Raw genomic sequence first — 25,569 nt, 5'->3', positions numbered from 1 at the left:
ATGTGCCTATTTTGTTGGTTACTTGCACGTTGACAAAGGTACATGCTTAGTAAAGGAATTCAATGGCAACGTTAGGAGAACGTAGTGGCTATTGAATTTTTTATTTTTACAACTGTATTAGAAAGAAAAGCGTGAGAATTAGGTGAGATGATATTTTATTGAAAAGACATGGAAAGGACATAATAATAATGACCTCGTAAGTATTAATGTATTACTTGTTACCATATAAAAGGTGTCATACTGTTACTACAAAACTTACAAATTTATGCTGCTTAAAAACAGATGAATTTAAAGCACTTGATTGTCTACGAAAGGCAACAAGTGCTTTTTTAATAGATAGACATGCTATAAATTTTTAGAAATTATTTTTTATGAATTCAGGCTAATGAAAATTACTATTATTATATAATTGAAAATACATTAGCAAAAGGTGTGGACTCCGTATCCCCAATCTTTAAAGGTGTAGAAATACTGCCAGATGGAAGTGTCGCTAGATTTGGAACGAACTATAGCGGGAAATTCCAAGAAGCCCATGATGCCTCAAAGGCGAGTATTCAGAGTAGGATCTCGAATTTGGAGAGTGGTGAGGTTAAGGGTACGGGTAAAGGTAGTACAAAAGTAAAAAAAACTGATAGTTTGTATAAGAGAAGTAGTTTTAGAAAAGGTACTCGTGTTAAAGCAGAAAGTGAAGCACCAAAAAATGCATCAGGAAAAATGATTTGTCCTACGTGCGGAAAAGACATTCCAGGTAGTATTACCATTAATACTAAAAATGGACCAGTAAAAAGAATTGGATATGACTTAGATCATTATCCAGATACTTGGGCAGAAAGAGTTGCAAGTATGAAAACAGGTGAAGTAAAATCAACACGAAAAGAAGTATTGGATGAATATAATGCTCGAATAAGGGTTCAATGTCATGAATGTAATATAAGTCATAAATTTGAAGGAATAGAAGGAACATATAAAGGGGAGATAAAAGAATGATAAATTACGGAGAGCTTTATTATGACCATTATAGTAAATATTTAGGTGATCCAATAGACCGAGAGGTTTTTAAAAATAATGAAGAGCTTCCGAGTATGCAAATTTTAAAATATGAAAATGTATTTGAAGAATGTTTAGTTTTTAATACACTTGGACTCAGTAAATATGAAGAAATAGTAGGGGATAATGTTGAAATTTCAATGGTAGTTGATGGGGCATTTAATAGTACAGGGTATATCCTTGCAAGTGCTTTATTTTATTGTATAGGTAATGGAATAGAAATAGGACGAGGAACAGCAATTAGTGGTATTGAAAGTATTGATAAATCATTTGTTCAAAAATATAATAAAAGTGCAGTTTACTTTACTGAACCATTCGCTTTTCCAGAAGAATATGGTGATGTACGTACTGGAAGTGAAGATCAAGATGGTAAAATTTTGTTAGCATTCTTTATTTCCCAGTCGGAATATGAATGTTTTGTAAAATGCGGAACAGAAAAATTTGAAGATTTGTTAGAGGAAAATAACGTAGATCCTTTTAATGTTAGCAGGAAATCTATAATTTGAGGGTTAATTAGTATTGAAAGGTATAGACAATTAGGGTTAGAAATTAAAGAATTCACATAAGACAAGTAAACGAAAAAGAATTTATTTTTGAAGTGGAAAGAAAAAGAAAAAGAATAAGCTGTTAAAAAGTAAATACTTCATGATGGTTGTACCATCATGGAGTATTGTGTGCAATGATAGAATAGAAAACGAAGTACGAGCTTAGGCGATATGACATTTTACATGGTGGTGAATATAAAAACATGAGATGGACATAAAACTAACGAACTCGTACAAACTCGTAAGTTTTAACGTAGTAGTTGCCACGATATATAAAAGGTGTCAAACTGTACTACAAAACTTACAAAATTAGCGATACTTAAAAATATATTAACTTAAAGTACTTGATTGTCAATTACAGGCAACAAGTGCTTTTTTAATAGGTAGGCATGCTATAAATTAAAGCTAACACAAATTACTAGTATTATATAATTGAAAATACATTAGCAAAAGGTGCGGACTCCGTATCCCCATTCTTTAAAGGTGTAGAAATACTGCCAGATGGAAGTGTCGTTAGAACTGGAACGAACTATAGCGGGAAATTCCAAGAAGCCCATGATGCCTCAAAGGCGAGTATTCAGAGTAGGATCTCGAATTTGGAGAGTGGTGGGGTTAAGGGTACGGGAGAATCCAGATTAGAATATTTAAGAGGGAAATATGGCGAATTAACTTCTGAACAGCTCCATGCTAATTAATGAAAGGGCTGGTATTGCATTTCCGCAAAGGTCCACTAGGAGTCAACTTAAAAATGGAGGTTATATTGTTGAAGATGTTGACTTGTATAAAAAAATGAGTCCAAATAAGAATCGTGCTCTAGGTTTTCGGAATACCAAAAATGATGGATTGGTACAAGCGCATCATGCAATACAAGATGAATGGGCTAAGATATGGGCTAAAACAAGCGGTAATAATTATAGCAGTCGACAAGCACTATCAATATTACTCAAATCTACCTCTGGTGAACCACATACTATAATATCCGCTCTTCAAAGAGCTAGAAGAAGGAATGAAGGTTTTAGTACGGATATAATATACGAATTTAATATTAGCTATAAAGAAATGATTGAAGCGGGTGTAGATTTAAAAGTAGCAAAAAAAGTAATGCGAGAAGCATATAGATATTTTGATGGATTAGGAGGATTTAAATGATAAATGTTCAAAAATTGTCGACTTATGAATTATATTCTCCAGTTGATGAAAATGAAATTAAAAAAATTGAAGAGGAAATGGGATTAATACTCCCTAATGCTTATAAACAATTACTAAAGCATACAAATGGTTTTGTGTCCGATAATGGAGTCGTTATATTTGGAGTGGATATAATAGATGAAATGAATAAAACATATGAAGTCCATGAATATGCAAAGGGTTATGTTGCTGTAGGAAGTAATGGTGGAGGCAAAATACTGTTAATGACTGCAAATGAAAACGCAACAGAGTTAGTACAAGTTGATTCGGGGATTATGGATCCGAATTATGCAACCACAGTAAGTGAGAATTTAATACAGTGGATAAATGACGGAGCGATAGATATTGACTGTGTGGACGAAGAACAGGAAGTGTTTAAGGAAAAACTGTGTAATCTTATATTGGTAAGTCCACCAGTAGGAGGGGCTATGGATTTAAAGAAAATACAAGAGGTATTTATCATCAAAAAGGGATTGTTTGACTTATTAAAAGGATCAAAACAATTACCATTTGTGTTAATGAAAGACATACCTGTTGAGTTGGCTTTAAAAAACATAGAACTGTTAGGCGAATTAGGGGATATATTGAAAATATCTAGTACTGATTAACTGATTTTAGGGCTTAAAATAGAGGGTATTTGAATTAAGAACCGTTTAATACAATTATTAATTCAAAATAATATTGTTGAAAAATTGCTATTGGTTCCGTGTGTGTCTTATATAATCAATAAATTAAACTCTTAGAAAATATTATTTGAATTTAGAGTGCTTGATTGCCGACTAAAGGCAACGAGTGCTTTTTTATTAGATAGACATGGATTATCAAGTACCTGGTAAAATGCAGTTAGTAGTGTCTAAAACGCATAAAGTTAACCATTTAGGTGGAAATGCATTATGGGGGGGATGGAATCAGATGAGTAAGGTACAATGGAGATCACCAGATGAACCTATTATACGAGAAGATGTAAAGAATGTTGAACAGGAATTGAACATTAATTTTCCTTTAGATTATATAGAATGTGTGATGAATAATAATGGAGCGCATGTTAGTCCAGAGGTGTTTGAAATTGAAGGGAAAAGAAAGGTTTTTGGAACGTTATTAAGTTACGATATGGAAGATGATGAAAATATTATGGAAGTATTTGATGATTACAAGGATACACTACCAGCAGAATTAGTTCCTTTTGCTTTTGACCCAGCGGGAAATTTAATATGTTTTGACTATAAAAATGACAAAAATAACCCTGTTGTGGTATTTTGGGAACATGAAAATGCTGGTGAAAAAGAAATGTTGCTGCGAGAAGAAGGATTAACAGAAGAACAAGTGGAAGAACGTGCAAGAGAGAATGTATTTTACATTGCAGATGCATTTACTGATTTTTTAAATAAATTACATGATTAAAAAAATAAAGTTTATGTGAAGTGGATAGAAAAAATAATAGGGTGTTTGAAAATTGATACTCCATGATGGTTGTACCATCATGGAGTACTGTGTGCAATGATAGAATAGAAAACGAAGTACGAGCTTAGGCGAGATGACATTTTACTGTGTGATGAATATAAACGCATGGAATGTATATTAAATTAACGAACTCGTACAAACTCGTAAGTTTTAACGTAGTAGTTGTCATGACATGTAAAAGGTGTCATACTGTTACTACAAAACTTACCAATTTATGCTACTTAAAAATAGATGAACTTAAAGTACTCGATTGTCGATTAAAGGCAACGAGTGTTTTTTTGCGTTTTAGCGTAGAAATTTAACAGAGCACTATAATTTTATTATGTAAACTTTTTACGTGATTTTTTATACAACTAAAGAGAAGAAAAATGTTCACTATTACTTTCATTTCTGTTATGAAAATTCTACAATAGAAAACAGAACGTATATTTGGTATAATCAAAACATACTATATGAAACGATGTACATGAGTTTGAGATTTATGAAAAAAGGTAAGTAATACATAATAATAAATACGCTATAGGATTCAGTTCATATTATACAAATCAATCGTTAGAAAGGAACAGATGTAATGAATCAAATTTCATTTGAAGATTTATTTGAAGAAGAAAAAGAAAAAGAAAAGGTGGAGGTAGCTGAGGTATGTAAGGTACCAGTCCCTTTATCACCATTACAAAAAGATATTTTAGAATTAATTAATTCTGAAGAAATAAGTGCGCTTGAGCTATGTGAACGATTAATACGATCTGGTAAAATACCCGATGAAAGATTTACTACGAATAAGCCTAAAGCATATGGACAAGTATGTTTACTATTAGAAGGTTTTGTTACAGAAGGAAAACTTATTTTTATCAAAGATGATGAGAAAAGAGATAGGGTATATAAATTGAAAGAAGAAGTTTGAGATGTATAGTGGGAGATGAATGATTGGTTCCCTTTAACTTGCAGCTCCGTTAGTCTAATAATGTCCACAAAAAAGGTGTCAATCTCTCCTAGATTGACACCTTCATACTTTTAACATCTTACATACTTACGTTTGAAACCTAGTCTTCCTCTATCAAGTTCTTTCTGAATACTCTCTGTAGCATTTAGCAAACTGCTTTTTTTATTATCACGTTTGACTTCAACTATACCAACTTCTTTTGCAACCTCGACTGCTTTTTCGTGTAGTGGTACATATGAAATTGCCACGGTGTTTAGGAAATTATTCATAGCGGATTTTGTTCGTTCTGGAGAATGATGAATTGTATCTTTCACCATTTCAAGCATATCGGAAATTTTACTTTCGGAAAACTCATTGTCTTTGCGATTTCCTAAAAGCCAACAGTAGCAACTCCAGCCGGCAGACATTTTAAGCTCGTCCCCACTTGCAATCCATTTATCAGCAACGTCTTGCGCAATATTTGACTCCGATAAAGTTACTGCCACTACATAATCAGATAGCATATAAAAATATGCCCCGTCTATCCAGCGATCAAAATCAGACTCACTCATAGCTTTTGGATCCGCAATAATCCCTGCAAAATACATAGCATCGTAGTTGCCTGTGGCATACAGTTCTTCAGCTAACTCTTGGTTTACTTTTATTTTTTTAGCGATTGGTTTCATAGCGCCTGTAGCTACGCCAAAAACTGGCTCGTGGGCGCCGTTAGATATGTATATTTTTTTCGTTCGTTCCTTACCTAGAGCCTCAAGTTCTTGCATAACTGTTTTAAAATCCAAAGTTGTGCACTTCCTTCCTTCATGTAAGAGCCTTTTTAAGTCTTTCATATTTCTTATTTTAATACTAATTGTATTTAAGAGGTATGTCTACTTTCTAAAGGCATCGAAACTTGGTTTGATTTTTAGATGAACTACATTACACTTTAGTGTAAATAAAGAGCTAATTAAAAGAATGGTATAATATAGAAAAAGTAAGTGATGAAAATTAAATAGGGGGAATTTAATTGGAAATAAAATTGAATCGATTATATAGAGAGATAGCGGAAACGGTTTATGCCATGATTCCAGAAGAATGGGAGAAATTTTATTTTTATGCACAAATATCAGAAGCTGGAGGGGGAACTTACTTTTTCTATAACAATTTCAGAAATAAAGAAAATTATAAGTATAGTGTAGAAATTCCTTTTAAATACGAAGTTGATGAAGAGGAGTTTGAAAGGAAAGAAGATTTTTTATATAAATTGAGTAAGGAATTAAGAAATGTTTTCAAAGATAATCAGCAAGAGCTTTGGTACTCTTTTACAATGTCTCTGGAACATAGTGGGGAATTTAACATGCATTTCGATTATACAAATTGGTTCGATACAGAATATAGTTTTAGTGATCAGATGATTATTTGGAAACATAAATACTTAGGTGAAGTACCAATTGATGAAAATGATAAAGAGCTAATTCATAAGTATGACAATGAATTTCCGAATAATCCTATTTGACTGAAAGGAAAGAAGAAATAGTTTTTATAAAAATCTCGACTTTTAAAGTAGTCAGTAAGTTATAAAATTGGTTCTGCAAGATAAAGAATAAAGGAGAACTACAATGGAAGTACACGGAATGGTTTCAATATGGTTCGGTAATATGCAAACGCAAGATCAGTTGGATACATATATAGATGTTACGTATGATGAAGAAGGAGACTCTATACCAGCAAGATTTTTTGTTGATTTTAATATAGATATGATTGATGTAGATGAAGATTTTATTGAAAAGGAAGTGTTAGAAGAAGCAAGTGATGACATTTCTATGTTATTAAAGGGATGTTCATATGATGATAAAATATTATCTCGAATTAACGAAGTAGTTAAATTAAAGAAATCCTATAATTCTATCGTTTTAATTTATAATTTTCAGTATGACAATTCGGTTAGTAATTTTGAAGCTTTTGATTTTGTGACTGCTACAAACTATCTATAGTTAGAAGCAAAGTACAGTAGAATAAAAAATACATTTGTATAGTTTTTCCAATGAATATTTGGTATGATGGTGAATGGGAAAAATATACAAGCAGTTAGTGGTTCATAAAAGGGGGATTGAATTGAAAAGAACGCCTGAATTTGTATTAGGTTTAATTGGTGGCATTTTGGGAATTATTATTTCTATAATATTAATAGTTGTAGCGTTTAATATTATGGAAGGTGTTGATTACGAACTTTTAGCTTATTACTCTATTATTTTAACGGTTCAAATAGGGTTGTTCATTTTATCGTGTTTAGTAAACAAGGTTAATAATAAAGTTTATGGAGTTTGTATGATTGTGATTCCTATAGTTATGTTATTTATGTCATTATTCTTTTTACTTATTCCGACAATTTTACAAATTATATCTGGTTCATTTGCATTTAGAACATTAAAGTTAGAATCGAATGTAAGCTAAATATAATTATTAACGTCTGAATATTCGGTTTTTTAAACGTTTTCGTTTGCAGTTCAAATTAACATAAAGCACAAAGTTGTATGCTTTAGGAGGAGAAATAAATGATTATTTGGTCTGGTTGGGGTTTTTTAGTCGCAATTATTGTAATTATTAATACTCTTTTGGGTAAGGCTATCTTTGGATCTATAACGGGGGACGCTACATATTTTCAAGACCATAGTTGGCCAATGGCGGTAATGTTTATTATATCAGGGGTTATGTCTTGGTATTTAGGTAAATATATTAATAAGCCAGATGGTAAAGTTTATATAGATGCCGAAACTGGTGAAAAAGTTATGTTTAACAAAAAACACTCGCTATTTTTTATAAAAATGGAATATTGGGGACCAATTTTAGGAGTTATTGCAGTTGTAACTTTAATTACAAGATAAAAAAAGAGGATGGGTATAGTAAGAGTAATCTATTCAAGTAGAAGGAGAAATCAGTCATGAATGCAAAGAAACTACTAGGGGTAGCAGTTCCGGTCATGTTGTTATTTGGTTGTGGAGTTTCTGAGAAAACGAACACTTCTAAACAGGAGAAAACGGAAGAGTCTAAAGTAAAAGAATCGAAGTCTAATAGTAAGAAAGAAAAAGTTTCAAAGGAAGACTATCCTAATAAAGTGTATAAATTAGGGGTAGAGTTTGATAAGTTGTTTGCGGAGCATAACAATATTACAAGAGATGTTTTTGACGGTAAGAAAAAGAAATCAGATATAGTAGATAGTGTGAAAGAATTAAATAAAGTGTTAGATAAATTTGAGTCGATAGATCCCCCTACAGAGTATGTAAAACAACAAAAAGATTTTGAAAAAGCAATTGGTTATTTTAGAGAGTCTTTTTCTTTAATAAATGAAGTATTCACCCGAAAAGAAAAAAGAGAAAAAGGCGATAAGACTGATAAAGAGTTAATGGAGAAATCCGAAAAGTTAGTGAAAGAAGGAGATATTTACTGGCTTAAGGCATTCAAAGATCTTGAAGGGGATATTAAAATCGGTGACGGTACAGTATCTGTGAAAGATTTGAAAGAGTTAGATAAGAAAGCTGGAATTAATACGGATAACGTTATGAAGAATGTGAAAGATGGTACGGAATTAATCGGTAATTGGGGATTCAAAGGAACAGACGGTTTCATTATGTCACTTATTCTAAAAGGTGATAAGACATTTGAAACGTATGGTAAAGGTGAGTATCCAAATAAAAAGAATTATATTGAAGGCACTTGGGAATATGATAAGGAAGCTTTTACAATCTATTTACATCTCAATAAACGTTTAGTAGACGGTGTAGAAGATACAATTCAAAAAAAGAAAATAGCATATAAAGTTCAAGATTATGATGGGGAAAACTTGCAATTATTTAATGAGACGTCATTTCATACAATTAAGTATGTGAAGCAAAGTTAAAGTTATGGAGGACTAGGTTTAAATGGCCTGGTCCTTCATTAAAGAGTGGGTATGTAAATAATATGTTATCTTTCGTTCTGTTTACTTAGTATCATGTTATTCTTTAATAGAAGTAATAAATGGAGTTTTACATTAAATATATGAGGTTGGTTACAAATGATAAAGAAATTTACTAGATTAGTATTAATAGTGGTTATGCCAATCAGTCTTATTACAGGTTGTGGGGCTGCTGAAAAAGCTGAAACACAAAAGCCGAAAGCGGTACAAACGGAGAAAAAGGACTATATGGATTATTCATATGGTAGCAAAGGTATATTAGTAAGTGGCAAAGCGAAAGAACGGCAACAATACGAGATTGGATATACGGCGAAAACGGCATTGTAAATCACGGGGCGTCTTGGAGATTCATTATTGATACGAAAGATATGTCAAACGGTTATCATATCGTAGGGCCAGGACAGTCGGGCCATTTTAGAAGCGATTGGTATCACGATCAAATAGATGATTGGGTAAATGGCACGTATCATACGACTACATTGAATACGGAGGGGATAGAGGGGAAGGTGCTAAATTTAGAACCGAAGTGATAGGGTGTTTTTGTTTGTGGAGGGAACTAGTAATACTCTTTTTGATAATGAAAGCTTATCATTTAGAACATAACCAAGTTCTTAAATAATTTTAACAGCCAGCCTACTATCATTTAATTTGATAGTAGGCTGTTTCCATCTTCGAAATACGCTGTAGCAACTTCTTCAGGATTACGATTATTTCCACATGCTGTAAGTGCTGTAACTAATAAAGTCATTACAACTATTAACATGATCATTCCAGTTTTGAGGGGAATTAGTTAACAAAGACTAGGTATTATTTGCAACAGAACTGTTCCTCTATCCCCCTTGTTTCATCATTTTTCTAGGCCAGCCAACTTGACAAATGTTTTTTTATCAAACTACAATGAAAATCATTATCAATAATATAGGGAGGATACTTTGGTCAATAAATGAAAAACAATATATTTATAGGTTAATAATCAGATATTGTTAAGTTGTATGTACTATTTTTAGTTTAGCGTTTCCCAGAATGTACACCAATTAATCTCGCGAATTACAAGAAAACTATTATTGAAATGAGGCGTGTATTGTGAAGTTAGACGTGAATGAGTTAGCAGAGTATCTTGCCAATACTCCTTTCCGAGTAGAAGGAGTATATCGTTATGCTAAAAATCCAGGTGTGCCTTTTGCTGAGTCTACAGATTCTTTCCCTGGATTTGTATTTCCAATTACAGGGAAGACGCAATTTCAATTTAATGGTACGCCGTATACTCTTTCCCCAGGAAAAGTTATACATGGGGGTGCAAAAATGACATTAGCCCATAAAATGCTTGGTGAAATAAACTGGGAATATATTCTTGTTTTATATCGGATAAGCAATTCAGAACGAGAAGACTCTGGCTTTACTCATCAGCATTTTGAATTATTAACAGGACAATCTCCTCGTCTTGTCGAATTACTTATGCGTCTTTGGGATGTATATAATCAGCGTGGAGGCATTTCGATGTTTCAGACCGAAATGCTGTTTCGCGAAGCGTTGAATGAAGCTTTATTAAGTGTTTTCAATAGAGAAAGCAATTATGAGTCGCATACTTTATTCGAACGAATATCTAGTTACGTTCGTAAATACTATTATAAAGATATTACAATTCATACACTTACAGAACAAAATAATGTTAATCGAAATCGTCTTTCTTACGTGTTTAGAAAGCATGCAGGTATGGGGGCAGCAGAATATTTATTGAACTATCGTATAAAGATGGCTCAAAAAATGTTATGTACAAGTGATGTGCCTGTACAACAAATTGCGCAGGCTGTTGGAATCGCAGACCCTTTTTATTTTAGTAGAGTTTTCAAGAAGCGAGTTGGCATTTCGCCTACTAAATATCGCGAGAAGTTCATCAATAATCCATACTAATGTCAACAGGGGTCCATTCTTATTTGAAAATCACTGTTCTATACTTATGGAGAGTTAAAGGAAACATTGGATTGAAAGTACTTTCATTGAAATCACTCCTTTGTACTATCTGAATGAAAAGTTCTGGCCGGAGCATTTTCTTTTTAAGCGTAATAACGACTTTTTTACTTATATTACTGTAATATAGTGGAATTTGAAAGTGAGGAGGGATTATTATCCATTACCAACCTATTAAACTAAATGACGAGTTATCTAAAATTAACGATTATTGGTATCCACAAGTGATTGGTGAAATGAATGACGATCAAATTCAGCTTTTTAAAGCTAATGGAGATTTTATATGGCATGAGCATCCTAATACAGATAAGCTATTTATTGTGCTTGAAGGGGAGATGTTCATCGATTTTCGTGATGGACAGGTGAAAATTTCTAAAGGCGAGATGTTTATTGTCCCGAGAGGCGTTGAGCATAAACCTTTCACTGAAAAGGAATCCCATATCATGTTGGTAGAGCCTAAAAGGGAAATGGATTGATAATTGTAAAAAGATAAAAAAGGAGCGGAAATCCGTTCCTTTTTTATTTATCTTACTATTTTTAGGAGCTTAGTATGAGTAAGATGTGAATAAAGGATGAATAGCATTTTTATCAATAAAAATTTATTGGATTTTTTGTGGAATATATATGAAACGTTGTATAAAATAATCAAGAAAGCCAAAAATTATAGGGGGAAAGTTGTGAAGAAAAATAAGAGTTTAATAAGTTTTTTAGGAGTGTTTCTTATGTTGTTTTCTTTTTGTTTTCAAGGAAATGTACAGGCAGATGTAAATACTGTTCAATCTGGAAAAATCAAATCAGGAAACGTAACAGTATGGGAAGTTGGAAATGTAGCGAAAGTATTAGCTGATGTAGAGCGCTTAAATTTAAATACAGTAAATGTACCGATTCAAGTAGATATCCCAAATGTGACTTCTACGAACATGGTAATTAATCAAGCGCAAAAGCAACAAGCTATTATTTTAATTCAAGAATTATTAAAGCGTAATATTCAAGTTATAGTGGAACCGTTCCCGTATATTCAGCAGGGGAATGTTGGAGAGACAGAATGGAACCCAAGTAACATTAATGATTTCTTCTGGAATTGGAAGACGGTTATTCTGCAAGATATTTTTAATTCCATTACAAGTAAATACAATGTGTATGGACTAAAGATTGCTTCTAATTTCGTGAATATGGAGTATGCAGAAGGATACTGGAGCGATACAATTGATTTTGTTCGTAATCAGTATAAAGGAAATGTTTTGTATCAAATGAACTGGTGGTTAACAGCAAGCTGGGACCCTTCTTATGAAGCGAAGTTTAAAGAGAAAATCAATCGCCCGTATTTAAAAAAGGTGGATATTGTTAGCATAGACAGTTGGTTTGAAGTTTCAGGAAAAAGAAATCCAACATATGAAGAAGTGAAGCAAAGTTTATTTGCGACAACAGTATATAATCGTGGGCAAAATGTTATTCAGCAATTGGAACAATTACATAATGCAACAGGAAAGCCAGTTTACTTCGGTGGATTTAACGTTCCAGCACGTGAACTTGGATTACAAAATCCATGGAATCCAGATGTTTCAAATGTGTTTTCGAAGGATGTGCAATTAAATGGATGGCGTGCTTACCGCGATGTATTAGAACCGAAACCATATTTTAAAGGTTTTTCAATTTGGTTTATTGGCTCTAATGATAGTACACATGCGTATCAAATACATAGTAAAGAAGCAGAGGCAGTTATTAACGGGTGGTACAGAAAATAAATTTTATAAAATAGGTAAGTTTTAAAGTTTACTACATATATTTCTAGTGAAAGGCCTTTCACCATCTTATCACCTAGGGGGCAATCATAATGAAATTTTTGTCTTACCTTACAGTAATTTTGGTGATTCTTGGCGGTTTGAATTGGTTATTTGTAGCGTTAGATTACAATGTAGTTGAGAAATGGTTTGGTTCTATGCCGGCGCTTGTGGACACTATTTATTGGCTCATTGGTCTCTCTGCTATTTATCAAATTTTTGATCGGTTCTTTACGAACGATTAGCTATTATTCTTTCATTATTAGAGTGTTAAGTACGATTATGTACTTAACACTTTTTTATATGTCCATAAAAAAGTCTGCACTTGCAAGCGATTCCATCGCGTCTTGCGCCCTAATAATAGAAAACAAATTGACCACATATTATATTTTAGGTTATAATTCAGAAAGTTTAAAAAATAATCCGATGAGAAATAGGGAGGTTATGAGGGTAATGGAGAGAGTCTATAATTTTTCAGCAGGACCATCAATACTCCCTTTGCCAGTTTTAGAGAAAGTGCAAAAGGAGCTATTAAATTATAACGGGACAGGCATGTCTATTATGGAAATGAGTCATCGATCTTCTTATTTTCAAAGTATTATAGAGGAAGCGAGTAACTTACTTCGTGAATTAATGAGCATCCCTGATGAGTATGAAGTTTTATTTTTACAAGGCGGTGCGTCATTACAATTCTCTATGATACCGTTGAACTTAATGAATACGTATAAAAAAGCTGGATACGTACTAACTGGCTCATGGTCTAAAAAGGCATTGCAAGAAGCCGAAAAAGTTGGGGAAGTACAAGTGATTGCTTCTTCCGAGCAAGAGAAGTTTACTACGATTCCTAAACTGGACGGTTTATTAAGTGATGAAAAACTAGATTATGTACATATTACAACGAATAATACAATTGAGGGGACAAAATATGTGGACATTCCACATGTAGAAAAAGTGCCGCTCGTTGCGGATATGTCCTCAAATATTTTATCAGAGCGATATGATGTTTCGAAGTTTGGTCTTATATATGCGGGGGCGCAAAAGAATTTAGGACCTGCGGGCTTAACGATTGCTATTATAAAAAGAGATTTAATTGGGGAAGCAGATCGCTCTTGTCCGACAATGTTAAATTATGAAACTTACAGTAAAAATAACTCCTTATATAATACACCGCCGTCCTTTAGCATTTACGTAACGAAACTTGTACTAGAGTGGTTGAAAGAGCAAGGCGGAGTATCTGCGATGGAAGAACAAAATAAAATAAAATCTTCACTTCTTTACAATTTCTTAGATGAATCAAAATTGTTTACTTCACCAGTTGATCCTGCGTATCGATCACTTATGAACATTCCATTTACAACACCGTCAGAAGAACTTAACAATGAGTTTTTACAAAAAGCGAAGGAACGCGGTTTCGTTACGCTAAAAGGACATCGCTCAGTTGGCGGTATGCGTGCAAGTATTTACAATGCGATGCCAGCACACGGCGTACAACAATTAGTAGATTATATGAAGGAATTTGAGCTTGAGAATAGATAGGGAGATGGGGATATGTTTCGTATTCAAACGTTAAATCAAATTGCAGAAAAAGGTTTGCAAGTTTTTACTGAAGAACGTTATGAAGTAGGAGATAGAATCAATCATCCAGATGGAATTTTGCTTCGTAGCTACTCTTTACATCAAGAAGAATTTTCAAAAGACTTAAAGGCGATTGCAAGAGCTGGCGCTGGTGTAAATAATATTCCTGTCGAGCGATGTACAGAAAAAGGAATTGTAGTATTTAACACGCCGGGGGCAAATGCAAACGCCGTAAAGGAACTCATTATTGCCAGTCTTATTATGTCTTCACGTAACATTATTAATGGTGTAAGTTGGACGAAAAACTTAGAGGGTGAAGAAGTACCACAGCTTGTTGAATCAGGAAAAAAACAATTTGTTGGATCAGAAATTGCAGGGAAACGTCTAGGTGTTATCGGACTTGGCGCAATCGGTGCTTTAGTTGCGAACGATGCGTTAGCGTTAGGGATGGACGTTGTTGGATATGATCCTTATATTTCAGTTGAAACAGCTTGGCGTCTTTCTACACATGTGCAAAGAGCATTTAGCCTTGATGAAATTTTTGCAACGTGTGATTATATTACATTGCATATTCCTCTTACGAATCAAACGAAGGGGATTATTGGAGAACACGCTATAGAGAAGATGAAAAGAGGGATGCGTCTATTTAATTTCTCTAGAGGAGAACTTGTAGATGAAAAGGTTCTTCAAAAAGCATTAGAAGAAGATATTATTACACATTACGTAACGGACTTCCCAAATGAAAATGTAATAAAGATGAAAAATGTAACAGCAACGCCTCATCTTGGTGCATCTACGTCTGAATCAGAAGAAAATTGTGCAGTAATGGCAGCACGCCAATTACGTGAATATTTAGAGACAGGAAATATTCGTAATTCAGTAAACTATCCAAACGTAGAATTGCCGTATATCGGAAAGAAACGAATTACAATTATGCATCAAAACGTCCCGAATATGGTAGGGCAAATTACAGGATGCTTAGCGGAACATCATATTAATATTGCCGATATGATTAATCGTAGTAAACATTCTTGGGCATACACAATGATTGATATCGATAACGGAATTGATGATATAATAAAAGAGAATATTGTAGAAAATATAAGCAAAATTACAGGTGTTGTAGCCGTTCGAATGATTGTGTAAAGGAGAGAGGAATGTGGCAAAAATACGACCGTTTCGGGCCATTCGTCCAGTAGAGGAAAAAGCGGCACAAGTGGCAGCTTTACCGTATGACGTATTAAATAGTGAAGAGGCAAGGGAAGTTGTAAAAGGGAATCCATATTCTTTCTTGCATGTTGATAAAGCAGAAATTGATTTAGATCCTGAACTGTCACCGTATGATGATCGCGTGTATGAAAAAGCGGGCGACAATTTAAAGCAATTTATACGAGAAGAAGTGTTCATACAAGAGGAAGAGCCAGCGCTATATATTTATGAACTGACGATGCAAGGAAGAACGCAGTCAGGTCTTGTTGTTTGTACATCTATTGATGAGTATGAAGATGATACAATTAAAAAACATGAAAGAACACGTCATGAAAAAGAGCTAGATCGTATTCGCCACGTAGATGTGTGTGACGCCAATACAGGTCCTATCTTTTTAACGTACCGTACAAAAGATGAAGTAAAGCATTTAATTAGAAGCTGGAAAGAAGAGCATGCGCCAATTTATACATTTACAGCAGAAGACGGTGTTAAGCATGTTGCGTGGAAGATTGCAGATGAAGATGTAATTACGACTTTAGTAAACGCATTTGAAGATATTCCTAATCTTTATATTGCAGATGGGCATCACCGTTCTGCATCAGCTGCAAAAGTAGGACTTATGCGAAGAGAACAATATCCAAATTACACAGGAGAAGAGGAATTTAATTTCTTCTTATCGGTTCTATTCCCTCATGATGAATTATCGATTTGGGACTATAACCGAGTTGTGAAAGATTTAAATGGCTTATCAGAGGAACAGTTTTTAAATCAAATTACGCAGTACTTTTATGTAGAAGAAGCAACTGTTTCTCCGTATAAACCAAATGAGCCCAAATCATTTGGTATGTATGTAAATAAGAAGTGGTATAAGCTTACTGTGAAAGAAGAAACATTTGATGCGAATGATCTTGTTAGAGGTTTAGATGTATCTATCCTGCAAGACCATTTATTAAGCCAAGTGCTTGAAATACATGATCCGCGTTCTGATTCACGTATCGATTTTGTAGGCGGAATACGCGGGCTAGAAGAACTAGAACGCCTTGTGAACAGCGGCGAATACAAAGCAGCATTCGCATTATATCCGACATCTATGGAAGATTTATTAGCAATCGCAGACGCTGGAGAAGTTATGCCGCCAAAATCAACGTGGTTTGAACCGAAGCTGCGCAGCGGGTTGTTTGTGCATTCTTTAAAGTAAATATAGACTTCTACAGTTTTGAAAAACCGAAACGATTATAGTTTCGGTTTTTCTTATTTTAAAAGTGTTTTTGAGGAGGGGGACTAATGAAATTGCAAGTAGGCGAAAAAATCACCTTTGAACGAACTTTTACGAAAGAAGATATTGCTTTATTCACAGAGGTGTCTAGAGATGAGGGGGCGCACCATGTTACACCAGATGAGCAAGGGAGATTTGTACAAGGACTGTTAACATCAACACTTCCTACAAAAATCGGCGGTGATTATAACGTATTAGCTCGTAAGATGAATTTTGAATTTTTGCGTCCTGTTTTTAGTGGGGATACGATTCGTTGTGACGTAACAATTGAGCAATTTGAATCTGATGAAAAAAATCGTACAAAGATAATTGCTATGCTTACATATAGAAATCAACTTGAAGAGGAAGTAATGAAGGGGAGATAAGGCTAGGTAGCATAAAATATATCACTATATGTGGAGTGGTTAATGCAAACATGTGGGTTAAATGGTTTTAAAGGATGAATTTGCGGTGATAGAAGGGAAAGAATATGTTGAGTATAAAGATAAAGTAGAAAATATAATGAATTGAACCCGAAAAGTAACGCAGTAATTGGAGGTGGTACACTAAACTAGACATTAAGTTAAGTGGGAAATTGCAACGACATATATTTCCTTGTGCTCTAGAACACCTAGCTAAAGAAAATATTGAGCAAAGGAGTTAGTTGTTTTATGTGTATGGTTTAACCCGAAATTGTAAGTATATAACTCACACCATTATGTAGTTACCTTGAAGCATCTACAGATATTCTTATCATCCCTCAAGAACCACTTAGCTCTCGAAGTTGAGTAATTTTATGCACAATTAAGTGAACGTTTTTCTACATAGATTAGTTGACATTTATATATAGTTCATCCATTTCTAAATGTATTTTTGCTATGCTGTTTTTCAAATATAACGGATAAAATTTTCATATTCACGAATTTAGTGCATAATGGTCGTTGGATAAATTGAAATACCACGTTCCTTTAGAATATCAGACATATTATCTTTCTCAAACTACTTTTCTTTAACAAATCTCATCTATTATGCTCCTTAGTTGGTTTTCCGGAGTTTATTATAGTTTGAAAAAAACTGCACGAGAACCTATATTTATACTGTTTTGGTGCAGGTTCGCTACAATATAAAATATACAACAGTAAGGATAAAACCTACTTTGTAATTGCAAATGAAACTTATGTATATGTGAAGTAAGGGGAAAGAGGGTCTGCACATAATCAATCACCCTTTTTTATAACGTTTCTTTGCAGAGGTACGTTATAAAAAAGGGTTGTTAATTGAAAGATGAAAAATAACTTCTATTAATCATTCATATTTTATTAAATTACATTGATCTAATTATAAGTCAGCTGAAACTGTACTTATTCCAACCTGGATAGTGCTAATAACAGTATATAATCTATGGTATGAGTTTATAGGAGTAGAAACTAATTTTCATTTGATATATTTATTTGATGATTGGTTATAGTACTATACTTCTTATTTATAACTATATAAATCCAACCAATAATTGATAAGATAACTGGATAGAAAATAGCCCAACCACTAAATGAGTATACAATAATACATATAATTAGAGATAGGAAGGCCATCCACCAACCAATATCACGCACTTTTAATAATTTAAGAGCAGCTAGCATTGTAAAAATATATGAGGTAATAAATATTACACTAGGACCTTTAAGAAGCATTTCTAAATTTGGTCGTGTCATACCATAAAAAATTAAAATACAACTAAAAATTCCTCCTAAAACTAGTAATACCCTAGTTGGAGTTTGAAATTGAGAATGTAACTTAGCAAAGAAGGAAGGGAAATGTCCTTCTCTAGCTTGAGCGTAAATCATCCTTGAAAAACCTGCAATGTTAGCATGTACAGCACTAAACGAAATGAAAATTGCTAAGATAGTTGTTATATAGGTACCTATTGGTCCTAATCCTTTTGATATTAGAATACTAAGGGAAGCTATCTGATTCTTATCACCATATGAGTGAGTACCTATTGTTACAAAAGATATAGCAATGTACATAATGGAGATACAAATTGCTCCTAAAAATAAACTAATGGAAATATCTTTAGCAGGTCTTTTAAATTCTTCAGCTAATGGGGTTATCATTTCCCACCCTACAAAGGAGAAAAAGATAATTACAGAAGAAGCGCCAACGGAAGACCACCCGTTTGGTACAAATGGTGTAAAAGAACTTAATTTTACATATGGTATAGAAACGATAACAGCGACAACTATTAAAAGTGAAATAATACAAATTACAAACACACTAACTTTTGACGATAGTTCTATCCCTTTTATATGTAGGAGCAAAGAGGTAATTAAAATTAATGCTGCAATTCCTATAACACTAAGATTGCTTATTGGAAAAACATATCCAATATAATGGGCACCTGTTAAAGCAATAATAGGTACTCCAATAGGAATAGAACCTAACATAATCCAGCCTAGGATGGCACTTGTATTTGCATTAAATGCCATTTGAACATAAGCTGTAATTCCTCCAGCACTAGGAATCATTTTAGCAAGACGCGCTAGAGTCGCTACAATAGGAAAAGCTAATATAGACATGATAACCCAAGATAAAATTGAAGCTGGTCCAGCGCTATTTGCAGTAATTGAAGGTAAAATAAGGATTCCACAACCTAACACAGCTCCGATGGTTAATGCGGTCCCCTGTACCCAAGTAATTGAACGTTTCAATGATTGTTGTGTCAAGATTCTCAGCCTCTCTTTCGTTAATTGATATTAATTATATAAAGTTAAAAAAAAAGATAACATGCTATAATTTATGTATTAATTATAATTTTCTTAAAGAATTTAAGAATTATTAAATATTTTCTTAATTAATCAAGGGGAGGCCAAGCAATGGATGATACAGATTTAAAGATTCTTTCTCATCTTCAGGAAAATGCACGTTTAAGTATGGTTGAAATAGGAAAACTGGTAGGTTTGAGTTCTCCTTCTGTTACAGAGCGAGTTAGAAGACTAGAAGAACAGGAGGTAATTATAAGTTATCGCACGATTGTTAATCCGAAAGAATTAAAAAAACATATTACTGCGTTTGTTTTGATGGAACCAAGGGATTGCAATAAATATAAAAAGTTTGCAATGGAACATTCGGATGTGGTTGAATGTCACCGTATTGCCGGTATGTATAGTTATCTAACAAAGGTAGTGACGGAATCTGTACATACACTCGAAGACTATATTAATTTGTGCTTAGAGTATGGAAAGCCCACAACCTTAATAGTGCTTTCTTCTCCAGTAGAACATAAATCATTTTTTACAGAGAGTGAAAAACTTTAATTACATATGAGTGATTATTCAAAATAAAAAGCGTTAAATTAATACCTAATAGGAAATAGAGTCCTATTAGGTATTAATTTTCAGAAAATCATCTAGAAAATTCAGATAAAAAATAATATTTTACATATTCTTACTACTGGTGGGATAATGGATATTGTATTTTAGAAAAATTAAATTCTTAGTTAATTGGAGGTAGGATTATTATGAAATATGCAGTGCTCACAAATGATTTACAGTATGATTTGGTTAATAAAAATGAGGATAGAATTGCAGCTGTGGAGGGTTTTTATTTATTAATTTTTTAAGTAATTATTGCTTAAATCCAATGATATCAACATCTAAAATATATCACGATTCAAAAGAAGAGGGAATATCAGCCGGTTTTCATATCTTATCAAATTGCGAAGTTCCTAAGGGTGGAGTAATCACAGAAGAAGGGATATTAGACAATACCATCTATACAAGCACAATGTGTATGGAGTCTGGTACATATTATTATCATACCTACGATTGTAGACAAATTACAGCCATTCATTTATTTGATGAAACCTTAGATTCAGAAGAGATTAAAACCTATCCATTCCTGTGTAAACAGAATATATTTTATGAAAACTAATTAGAATAGGTAAACTGTATACAATACAAATTCAGGGTTCTTATGTGGTTTTAATCTATTTTTAAATGAAAAATGAATAACTAATAAACATTACAACCTGCAAAAAATCAAAAAGGAAGCGTGATTAGCTTGTTGATTAATCCTGTTTTAAAACTGATGCATACGGGGACGATCCCATATACAACAGTTTTAAAAAATTAGATACTTTATTTATTAAGTTAATACAAGTTACATCAGTATAGGAAACAGTGGAAATCTAAATCTTTGTTTATATGTTAATTACTTCAAACGTATCCCTTCGAATGCGTTTATAACCAAGTCATGTACATAGGAATCATCCAACTTCTCACCGGTTACTAGCAACCGATAAAAAATTGGCCCGTAAATGAGATCGATGCTTAATTCAACATCGAGGTTTTCTTTTAATTCTCCTCTGTTAATTCCCTTCTCCAGAAGTTGCTTTGCTTGCAGTCGACGTGGTTGGAAATATCGAGCACGATATTCCTCTGCTAGTTTCGAATCAAATTGCCCTTCACCAACTAACTCATTGATAATAGTTCCTTCTCGACTGATCAAAAAACTGGCTAAACTTGTAGCGTGAGTTAAAATATCATTCAATGCTGAACCTGTGTCAGGTACAGGCAATCTAGCAGCAGCAGCAGCAGAAAGAAAACCATCCATTACCACAGCAGCCTTATTTGGCCACCATTTATAAATCGTAGCTTTGCTGACTTTAGCACGGTCTGCAATTTTATCGACTGTGACTGCTTTAAAGCCACTTTCCAATAATAACTCATAGGACGCAGAAAGTATGGCCTTTTGGGTTTCAATATTACGTGGTCGACCTCTTTTACCTTGCACATTAATCATTCCTTTCAAAACATAAACTATACGTTTAGTATATATTTTAGTTAATTAATAAACTGAACGTTTAGTTTATTAATTAACTAACTAACTAACTAACTAACTAACTAACTAACTAACTAACATCCTGTAATGTTATGGATATATTTAGGTTCCAAAAATCACAAATTAAATTGCTAAAACATTTAGAAAAGGGGGATAAAAAAGAGAAGAAATTGGACCTTTTAAAAGCAGAATGGAAAGTAGCTCAAACTTAATTTATTACAATAAAAAATGGCATCGCAGTAGTACTTGCCAAGGTGATTTAGTAATTTTGAAATAAAAGTATGGGAGGAAATAGTTATGTCTAATTTTAAAAATAAAGCAATTGATAAGGATATTTCATCAGGCTTAGTCATTCTTTTAGCAACTGCATGTGGTATTATTGTGGCTAATCTTTATTATGCACAGCCTTTAATTGGGGTAATTAGTAATGAAATTGGGCTTTCTAATAGTAGCGCTGGATTAATTGTAACGCTAACTCAAATTGGATATGTTGTTGGCTTATTATTTCTTGTGCCTTTGGGGGATATTGTTGAGAATAAAAAATTGATACTTATATTGTTATTTTTAAGTGCATTTGCACTCATTTCTATGGTTTTTGTAAAAAGCGCAACCTTGTTGTTAATTGCTTCATTCTTTATTGGACTGGGTTCGGTCGCAGCGCAAGTACTCGTACCTCTTGTATCATATCTTTCATCGGAGAATGCACGCGGTCGCGTAGTTGGCAATGTCATGAGTGGTCTGTTATTAGGTATTATGCTTGCGCGACCGATATCTAGTCTAGTAGCCGATATGTGGGGATGGAATGCAATATTTGCTTTATCTGCTACTGTAATTATTGTTTTAGCGTTTGTATTATCGAAAGTACTCCCTACTAGGAAACCAAAGGCGAAAACAAATTATATAGCCTTACTTAATTCAATGTGGCAACTGCTACGTACTACTCCAATTTTACGCCGTCGCGCCATTTATCATGCTTGTGTATTTGGGGCTTTTAGTTTATTCTGGACCACTGTTCCATTATTATTATCTAGTCCTGCTTTTCATTTTTCTCAGACTGCCATAGCATTATATGCACTTGTCGGAATTACAGGTGCAATAGCCGCTCCAATAGGTGGTCGTCTAGCTGATCTTGGCTGGACACGACCCGCCACTGGGATAGCTCTCACTATTGTTATTATTTCTTTATTACTTCCACTTATTATTCAAAGTAGTTCGCCCATAGGAATAGCTGTTTTAGTAATTGCTGCAATTCTGTTGGATATGGGAGTATCTGCAAACCTTGTGCTTAGCCAACGTTTAATTTTCTCGTTGAGTCCAGAAATTCGTAGTCGATTAAATGGGCTATTTATGGCTATATTCTTTTTAGGAGGTGCTGTTGGATCCTTTATTGGAGGATGGGCATATGCCTTAGGAGGATGGAATCTAACATTATGGATAGGAATCGCTTTTCCGACCATAGCCTTGCTTTATTTTGCTAGAGAAAAATAGTTTTATAATCAAATTTAAACAGTCCGGATTCGTTTGAATGCTTCTTCATTGGTATGTCCGAGTTTTATAGATTAATTGCGGTTATTTTGAAGTTTTTACATCAGAACCAGACTTTTTTCTATATTGCTGTAATTGAAAAAGACTCACCTTGTTGAATATATTTGAAATGTAATAAAAAAGAGCTTGTGTCAAAACACAGACTCTCTTTAAGTTGAAATGAATATAGCCGACCCCTTTAGAGAAGGAAACGATAGAGCGACAAGAATATGGGGAGATTTAATCTTTAAAAATGAACTTCATCAGGTGGTCGACTGCAATAAAATTGATAAAGAAGATTATTTACTGTAATGGAACGCAGCCCAATTAAAGATATTGAGATTAAGCATTTACTCCAAAATGTATTAGTAGATGAAATAAATAGTCATGAAATATTCATGAAAAGTATTAATAGTAGTTACTATTATGAGGGATATACTGAATATAATATAGAGGATTTATAAAACAAAAAGGGCTGAGATAGCCCTTTTTATTTTACACTTTGACGAGTATTTTTTATAAAAAAATACGTTATTCTTTTTGTAAAATTATAAGAAAAGATCACGTTTTTGTATGTCTATTTCTGTATCCATTGAATTACAACTATTTGCTTAAGAAATCCAAAGCTTTTTATCACCAAATATCTTATGAAATCTTGCCAGAGAGTTTGGTTTCTTGCGATGAACCCGTAAATTTCAAACAAAAGATATACCCAATTCATGAGTAAGGATGAAAAAGAAAGAACTTCTATAATATTTTATTTAATATCAGTTTATAAGGAAATTCATGTAATAAAATATGAAATAATACATATTATAATGATTTATTAAGATAAAATGTTATATTTTTGGATGGAATATATAAATGGAGGAAATGTAATGAACAAGAATTTAAAATTTACCCAAATGATGATTGGGATTAGTACGATGGCATTATCATTTGGAAGTATTCAAACACAGGTATCAGCAGAAGAAACAGCACCCTATAATATCTTACAGATGAAACCAATGGGGACAGAAACTTCAAAAGATGAAATTGTACATGCTACAAAAACGGACGAAACTTTGACTTTTGAAGAACGTTTAAAAATAGGAGATTTTTCACAACGTCCTACTCTGGTTATGAAACGTGATGAAATTCAATTAAAGCAAAGCTATACTCTGGCAGAACTGAATAAAATGCCTAATAGCGAACTCATTGATACATTATCAAAAATTTCTTGGAATCAAATTACGGATTTATTTCAATTCAATCAAGATACGAAAGCATTTTATCAGAATAAAGAACGCATGAACGTTATCATTAATGAATTAGGACAACGAGGAAGGACGTTTACGAAAGAAAACTCAAAGGGCATTGAAACATTTGTTGAAGTATTACGTTCTGCTTTTTATGTAGGATATTATAATAATGAATTAAGTTATTTAAAAGAGAGAAGCTTCCATGACAAGTGTTTACCAGCATTGAAAGCGATTGCGAAAAATTCAAACTTCACATTAGGTACAGCTGAGCAAGATAGAGTAGTAGCTGCATATGGAAAATTAATTGGTAATGCCTCTAGTGATACTGAAACAATACAGTATGCAGTAAATGTTTTAAAACAATATAATGATAACCTTTCAACGTATGTAAGCAATTATGCGAAAGGACAAGCCATATATGAAATTATAAAAGGAATTGATTATGATATACAGTCTTATTTGCAGGATACGAATAAGCAACCTAATGAAACAATGTGGTATGGAAAGATTGATAACTTTATAAATGAGGTTAATAGAATTGCTCTCGTGGGGAATATAACAAATGAAAATGGTTGGTTAATTAATAATGGTATTTATTATGCAGGTCGTTTAGGGAAATTTCATAGTAATTCAAACAAAGGATTGGAAGTTATTACACAAGCGATGAGCTTGTATCCTCGTCTAAGTGGACCTTATTTTGTAGCAGTAGAACAAATGAAAACAAACTATGGTGGAAAAGATTATAGTGGAAATGCAGTAGATCTACAGAAAATACGTGAAGAAGGGAAACGACAATACCTACCTAAAACATATACATTTGATGACGGATCAATTGTCTTCAAGACGGGAGATAAAGTAACAGAAGAAAAAATTAAGAAATTATATTGGGCAGCCAAAGAAGTAAAGGCACAATATCACCGTGTAATTGGTAATGATAAAGCGCTAGAACCGGGTAACGCTGATGATGTACTAACAATAGTAATTTATAATAATCCAGATGAATATCAATTAAATAGACAATTATATGGATATGAAACAAACAACGGTGGAATTTATATTGAA

General features: G+C 33.2%; 23 protein-coding genes and 7 pseudogenes. 27 read left to right on the top strand and 3 right to left on the bottom strand.

Annotation, left to right across the window (positions count from 1 at the left end; all coding sequences use genetic code 11):
• Window positions 1–432 precede the first annotated feature (432 nt).
• The 6 genes and pseudogenes from ACTFSL_RS18735 (at window position 433) to ACTFSL_RS18710 (ending at window position 5,145) form a co-directional block, all read left to right on the top strand.
• Window positions 433–987, top strand: a complete 555-nt coding sequence (locus ACTFSL_RS18735; RefSeq protein WP_440042198.1) for a GH-E family nuclease — start codon at window positions 433–435, stop codon at window positions 985–987.
• Window positions 984–1,553, top strand: a complete 570-nt coding sequence (locus ACTFSL_RS18730; RefSeq protein ID WP_440042197.1) for a suppressor of fused domain protein — start codon at window positions 984–986, stop codon at window positions 1,551–1,553. The genes ACTFSL_RS18735 and ACTFSL_RS18730 overlap by 4 nt, the downstream gene beginning before the upstream one ends.
• Before the next feature lie 467 nt (window positions 1,554–2,020).
• A pseudogene (locus ACTFSL_RS18725) lies at window positions 2,021–2,741 on the top strand (hypothetical protein).
• Window positions 2,738–3,388 (top strand): SMI1/KNR4 family protein, encoded by a 651-nt coding sequence (locus ACTFSL_RS18720; protein ID WP_000611386.1) that lies wholly within the window; start codon window positions 2,738–2,740, stop codon window positions 3,386–3,388. Before ACTFSL_RS18725 ends, ACTFSL_RS18720 begins: the two are co-directional and overlap by 4 nt.
• A 304-nt stretch (window positions 3,389–3,692) precedes the next feature.
• A complete protein-coding gene (locus ACTFSL_RS18715; protein ID WP_440042195.1) occupies window positions 3,693–4,181 on the top strand; it encodes an SMI1/KNR4 family protein in 489 nt (162 codons plus the stop codon).
• Between the two features lie 631 nt (window positions 4,182–4,812).
• Entirely contained in the window at window positions 4,813–5,145 is a 333-nt protein-coding gene (locus ACTFSL_RS18710) for a DUF3895 domain-containing protein (RefSeq protein ID WP_440042193.1), read from the top strand.
• A gap of 110 nt (window positions 5,146–5,255) precedes the next feature.
• Here the strand turns inward: ACTFSL_RS18710 and ACTFSL_RS18705 are convergent, their stop codons facing one another.
• Window positions 5,256–5,963 carry a DNA alkylation repair protein gene (locus ACTFSL_RS18705; protein WP_440042191.1) on the bottom strand — a complete coding sequence of 236 codons (708 nt, stop codon included), beginning with the start codon at window positions 5,961–5,963 and terminating at the stop codon, window positions 5,256–5,258.
• Window positions 5,964–6,187: 224 nt separating this feature from the next.
• Here ACTFSL_RS18705 and ACTFSL_RS18700 point away from each other — a divergent pair, with 224 nt between their 5' ends.
• The 15 genes and pseudogenes from ACTFSL_RS18700 to ACTFSL_RS18630 all read left to right on the top strand — a co-directional run bounded on the left by ACTFSL_RS18700 (window position 6,188) and on the right by ACTFSL_RS18630 (window position 17,289).
• A complete protein-coding gene (locus ACTFSL_RS18700; protein ID WP_098584282.1) occupies window positions 6,188–6,676 on the top strand; it encodes an antitoxin YezG family protein in 489 nt (162 codons plus the stop codon).
• Window positions 6,677–6,779: 103 nt separating this feature from the next.
• Window positions 6,780–7,154, top strand: coding sequence for an immunity 22 family protein (locus tag ACTFSL_RS18695; protein WP_440042189.1), 375 nt, complete (start codon window positions 6,780–6,782; stop codon window positions 7,152–7,154).
• Between the two features lie 121 nt (window positions 7,155–7,275).
• The gene (locus ACTFSL_RS18690) at window positions 7,276–7,614 is read left to right on the top strand and encodes a DUF4064 domain-containing protein (protein WP_000831724.1); all 339 of its coding nucleotides are present in this window, start codon (window positions 7,276–7,278) and stop codon (window positions 7,612–7,614) included.
• Window positions 7,615–7,715: 101 nt separating this feature from the next.
• Window positions 7,716–8,045, top strand: coding sequence for a hypothetical protein (locus ACTFSL_RS18685; RefSeq protein WP_000587854.1), 330 nt, complete (start codon window positions 7,716–7,718; stop codon window positions 8,043–8,045).
• Window positions 8,046–8,101: 56 nt separating this feature from the next.
• Window positions 8,102–9,058 (top strand): DUF3994 domain-containing protein, encoded by a 957-nt coding sequence (locus ACTFSL_RS18680; protein ID WP_440042187.1) that lies wholly within the window; start codon window positions 8,102–8,104, stop codon window positions 9,056–9,058.
• Window positions 9,059–9,214: 156 nt separating this feature from the next.
• A pseudogene (locus ACTFSL_RS18675) lies at window positions 9,215–9,421 on the top strand (hypothetical protein); the annotation flags it as partial.
• Window positions 9,418–9,645: pseudogene (locus ACTFSL_RS18670) on the top strand (penicillin acylase family protein); the annotation flags it as partial. The pseudogenes ACTFSL_RS18675 and ACTFSL_RS18670, both read left to right, overlap by 4 nt.
• A gap of 553 nt (window positions 9,646–10,198) precedes the next feature.
• On the top strand, window positions 10,199–11,026 hold the full coding sequence (locus ACTFSL_RS18665; protein WP_000762815.1) for a helix-turn-helix transcriptional regulator: 828 nt from the start codon (window positions 10,199–10,201) through the stop codon (window positions 11,024–11,026).
• Window positions 11,027–11,319: 293 nt separating this feature from the next.
• Window positions 11,320–11,559 (top strand): cupin domain-containing protein, encoded by a 240-nt coding sequence (locus tag ACTFSL_RS18660; protein ID WP_000997182.1) that lies wholly within the window; start codon window positions 11,320–11,322, stop codon window positions 11,557–11,559.
• Window positions 11,560–11,760: 201 nt separating this feature from the next.
• Window positions 11,761–12,828, top strand: coding sequence for a glycoside hydrolase family 113 (locus ACTFSL_RS18655; RefSeq protein WP_135277223.1), 1,068 nt, complete (start codon window positions 11,761–11,763; stop codon window positions 12,826–12,828).
• An 89-nt stretch (window positions 12,829–12,917) separates the two neighbouring features.
• The gene (locus tag ACTFSL_RS18650; protein WP_000670804.1) at window positions 12,918–13,109 is read left to right on the top strand and encodes a DUF378 domain-containing protein; all 192 of its coding nucleotides are present in this window, start codon (window positions 12,918–12,920) and stop codon (window positions 13,107–13,109) included.
• Between the two features lie 208 nt (window positions 13,110–13,317).
• A complete protein-coding gene (gene serC / locus ACTFSL_RS18645; protein WP_001989075.1) occupies window positions 13,318–14,400 on the top strand; it encodes a 3-phosphoserine/phosphohydroxythreonine transaminase in 1,083 nt (360 codons plus the stop codon).
• 12 nt (window positions 14,401–14,412) lie between these two features.
• Entirely contained in the window at window positions 14,413–15,585 is a 1,173-nt protein-coding gene (locus tag ACTFSL_RS18640) for a 3-phosphoglycerate dehydrogenase family protein (protein ID WP_000488489.1), read from the top strand.
• Window positions 15,586–15,598: 13 nt separating this feature from the next.
• Window positions 15,599–16,846, top strand: coding sequence for a DUF1015 domain-containing protein (locus tag ACTFSL_RS18635; RefSeq protein ID WP_001989074.1), 1,248 nt, complete (start codon window positions 15,599–15,601; stop codon window positions 16,844–16,846).
• 86 nt (window positions 16,847–16,932) lie between these two features.
• Window positions 16,933–17,289 carry an enoyl-CoA hydratase gene (locus tag ACTFSL_RS18630; RefSeq protein ID WP_440042184.1) on the top strand — a complete coding sequence of 119 codons (357 nt, stop codon included), beginning with the start codon at window positions 16,933–16,935 and terminating at the stop codon, window positions 17,287–17,289.
• 1,041 nt (window positions 17,290–18,330) lie between these two features.
• Here ACTFSL_RS18630 and ACTFSL_RS18625 read toward each other — a convergent pair.
• A complete protein-coding gene (locus ACTFSL_RS18625; RefSeq protein ID WP_061457465.1) occupies window positions 18,331–19,626 on the bottom strand; it encodes an APC family permease in 1,296 nt (431 codons plus the stop codon).
• A gap of 150 nt (window positions 19,627–19,776) precedes the next feature.
• Between ACTFSL_RS18625 and ACTFSL_RS18620 the strand changes: the two genes are divergently transcribed.
• The 3 genes and pseudogenes from ACTFSL_RS18620 to ACTFSL_RS18610 form a co-directional block, all read left to right on the top strand.
• On the top strand, window positions 19,777–20,217 hold the full coding sequence (locus ACTFSL_RS18620) for an Lrp/AsnC family transcriptional regulator (protein WP_000342842.1): 441 nt from the start codon (window positions 19,777–19,779) through the stop codon (window positions 20,215–20,217).
• A 203-nt stretch (window positions 20,218–20,420) separates the two neighbouring features.
• Window positions 20,421–20,504, top strand: a pseudogene (locus tag ACTFSL_RS18615) (cysteine hydrolase); the annotation flags it as partial.
• 65 nt (window positions 20,505–20,569) lie between these two features.
• Window positions 20,570–20,833 (top strand): annotated as a pseudogene (locus tag ACTFSL_RS18610) (linear amide C-N hydrolase); the annotation flags it as partial.
• Between the two features lie 279 nt (window positions 20,834–21,112).
• Here the strand turns inward: ACTFSL_RS18610 and ACTFSL_RS18605 are convergent.
• A complete protein-coding gene (locus ACTFSL_RS18605; RefSeq protein ID WP_410988301.1) occupies window positions 21,113–21,694 on the bottom strand; it encodes a TetR/AcrR family transcriptional regulator in 582 nt (193 codons plus the stop codon).
• A 345-nt stretch (window positions 21,695–22,039) separates the two neighbouring features.
• Between ACTFSL_RS18605 and ACTFSL_RS18600 the strand changes: the two genes are divergently transcribed.
• The 3 genes and pseudogenes from ACTFSL_RS18600 to colA all read left to right on the top strand — a co-directional run.
• Window positions 22,040–23,230 carry an MFS transporter gene (locus tag ACTFSL_RS18600; protein WP_242259283.1) on the top strand — a complete coding sequence of 397 codons (1,191 nt, stop codon included), beginning with the start codon at window positions 22,040–22,042 and terminating at the stop codon, window positions 23,228–23,230.
• 210 nt (window positions 23,231–23,440) lie between these two features.
• Window positions 23,441–23,730: pseudogene (locus tag ACTFSL_RS18595) on the top strand (protein adenylyltransferase Fic); the annotation flags it as partial.
• Window positions 23,731–24,144: 414 nt separating this feature from the next.
• Window positions 24,145–25,569: pseudogene (gene colA / locus ACTFSL_RS18590) on the top strand (collagenase ColA); the annotation flags it as partial.

It is taken from the genome of Bacillus cereus group sp. MYBK108-1, assembly GCF_051917185.1.
GTDB classification, from domain to species: Bacteria; Bacillota; Bacilli; order Bacillales; family Bacillaceae_G; genus Bacillus_A; species Bacillus_A cereus.
The sequence above is the reverse complement of the archived record's forward strand: the minus strand, read 5'-3'. Positions and strand labels throughout refer to the sequence as shown.

Coding starts and splice junctions, on each gene's coding strand:
- ACTFSL_RS18730 (WP_440042197.1), top strand. CDS start 984: ATGATAAATTACGGAGAGCTTTATTATGACCATTATAGTAAATATTTA.
- ACTFSL_RS18720 (WP_000611386.1), top strand. CDS start 2,738: ATGATAAATGTTCAAAAATTGTCGACTTATGAATTATATTCTCCAGTT.
- ACTFSL_RS18715 (WP_440042195.1), top strand. CDS start 3,693: ATGAGTAAGGTACAATGGAGATCACCAGATGAACCTATTATACGAGAA.
- ACTFSL_RS18710 (WP_440042193.1), top strand. CDS start 4,813: ATGAATCAAATTTCATTTGAAGATTTATTTGAAGAAGAAAAAGAAAAA.
- ACTFSL_RS18695 (WP_440042189.1), top strand. CDS start 6,780: ATGGAAGTACACGGAATGGTTTCAATATGGTTCGGTAATATGCAAACG.
- ACTFSL_RS18685 (WP_000587854.1), top strand. CDS start 7,716: ATGATTATTTGGTCTGGTTGGGGTTTTTTAGTCGCAATTATTGTAATT.
- ACTFSL_RS18680 (WP_440042187.1), top strand. CDS start 8,102: ATGAATGCAAAGAAACTACTAGGGGTAGCAGTTCCGGTCATGTTGTTA.
- ACTFSL_RS18660 (WP_000997182.1), top strand. CDS start 11,320: ATGAATGACGATCAAATTCAGCTTTTTAAAGCTAATGGAGATTTTATA.
- ACTFSL_RS18650 (WP_000670804.1), top strand. CDS start 12,918: ATGAAATTTTTGTCTTACCTTACAGTAATTTTGGTGATTCTTGGCGGT.
- serC (WP_001989075.1), top strand. CDS start 13,318: ATGGAGAGAGTCTATAATTTTTCAGCAGGACCATCAATACTCCCTTTG.
- ACTFSL_RS18640 (WP_000488489.1), top strand. CDS start 14,413: ATGTTTCGTATTCAAACGTTAAATCAAATTGCAGAAAAAGGTTTGCAA.
- ACTFSL_RS18630 (WP_440042184.1), top strand. CDS start 16,933: ATGAAATTGCAAGTAGGCGAAAAAATCACCTTTGAACGAACTTTTACG.
- ACTFSL_RS18620 (WP_000342842.1), top strand. CDS start 19,777: ATGGATGATACAGATTTAAAGATTCTTTCTCATCTTCAGGAAAATGCA.
- ACTFSL_RS18600 (WP_242259283.1), top strand. CDS start 22,040: ATGTCTAATTTTAAAAATAAAGCAATTGATAAGGATATTTCATCAGGC.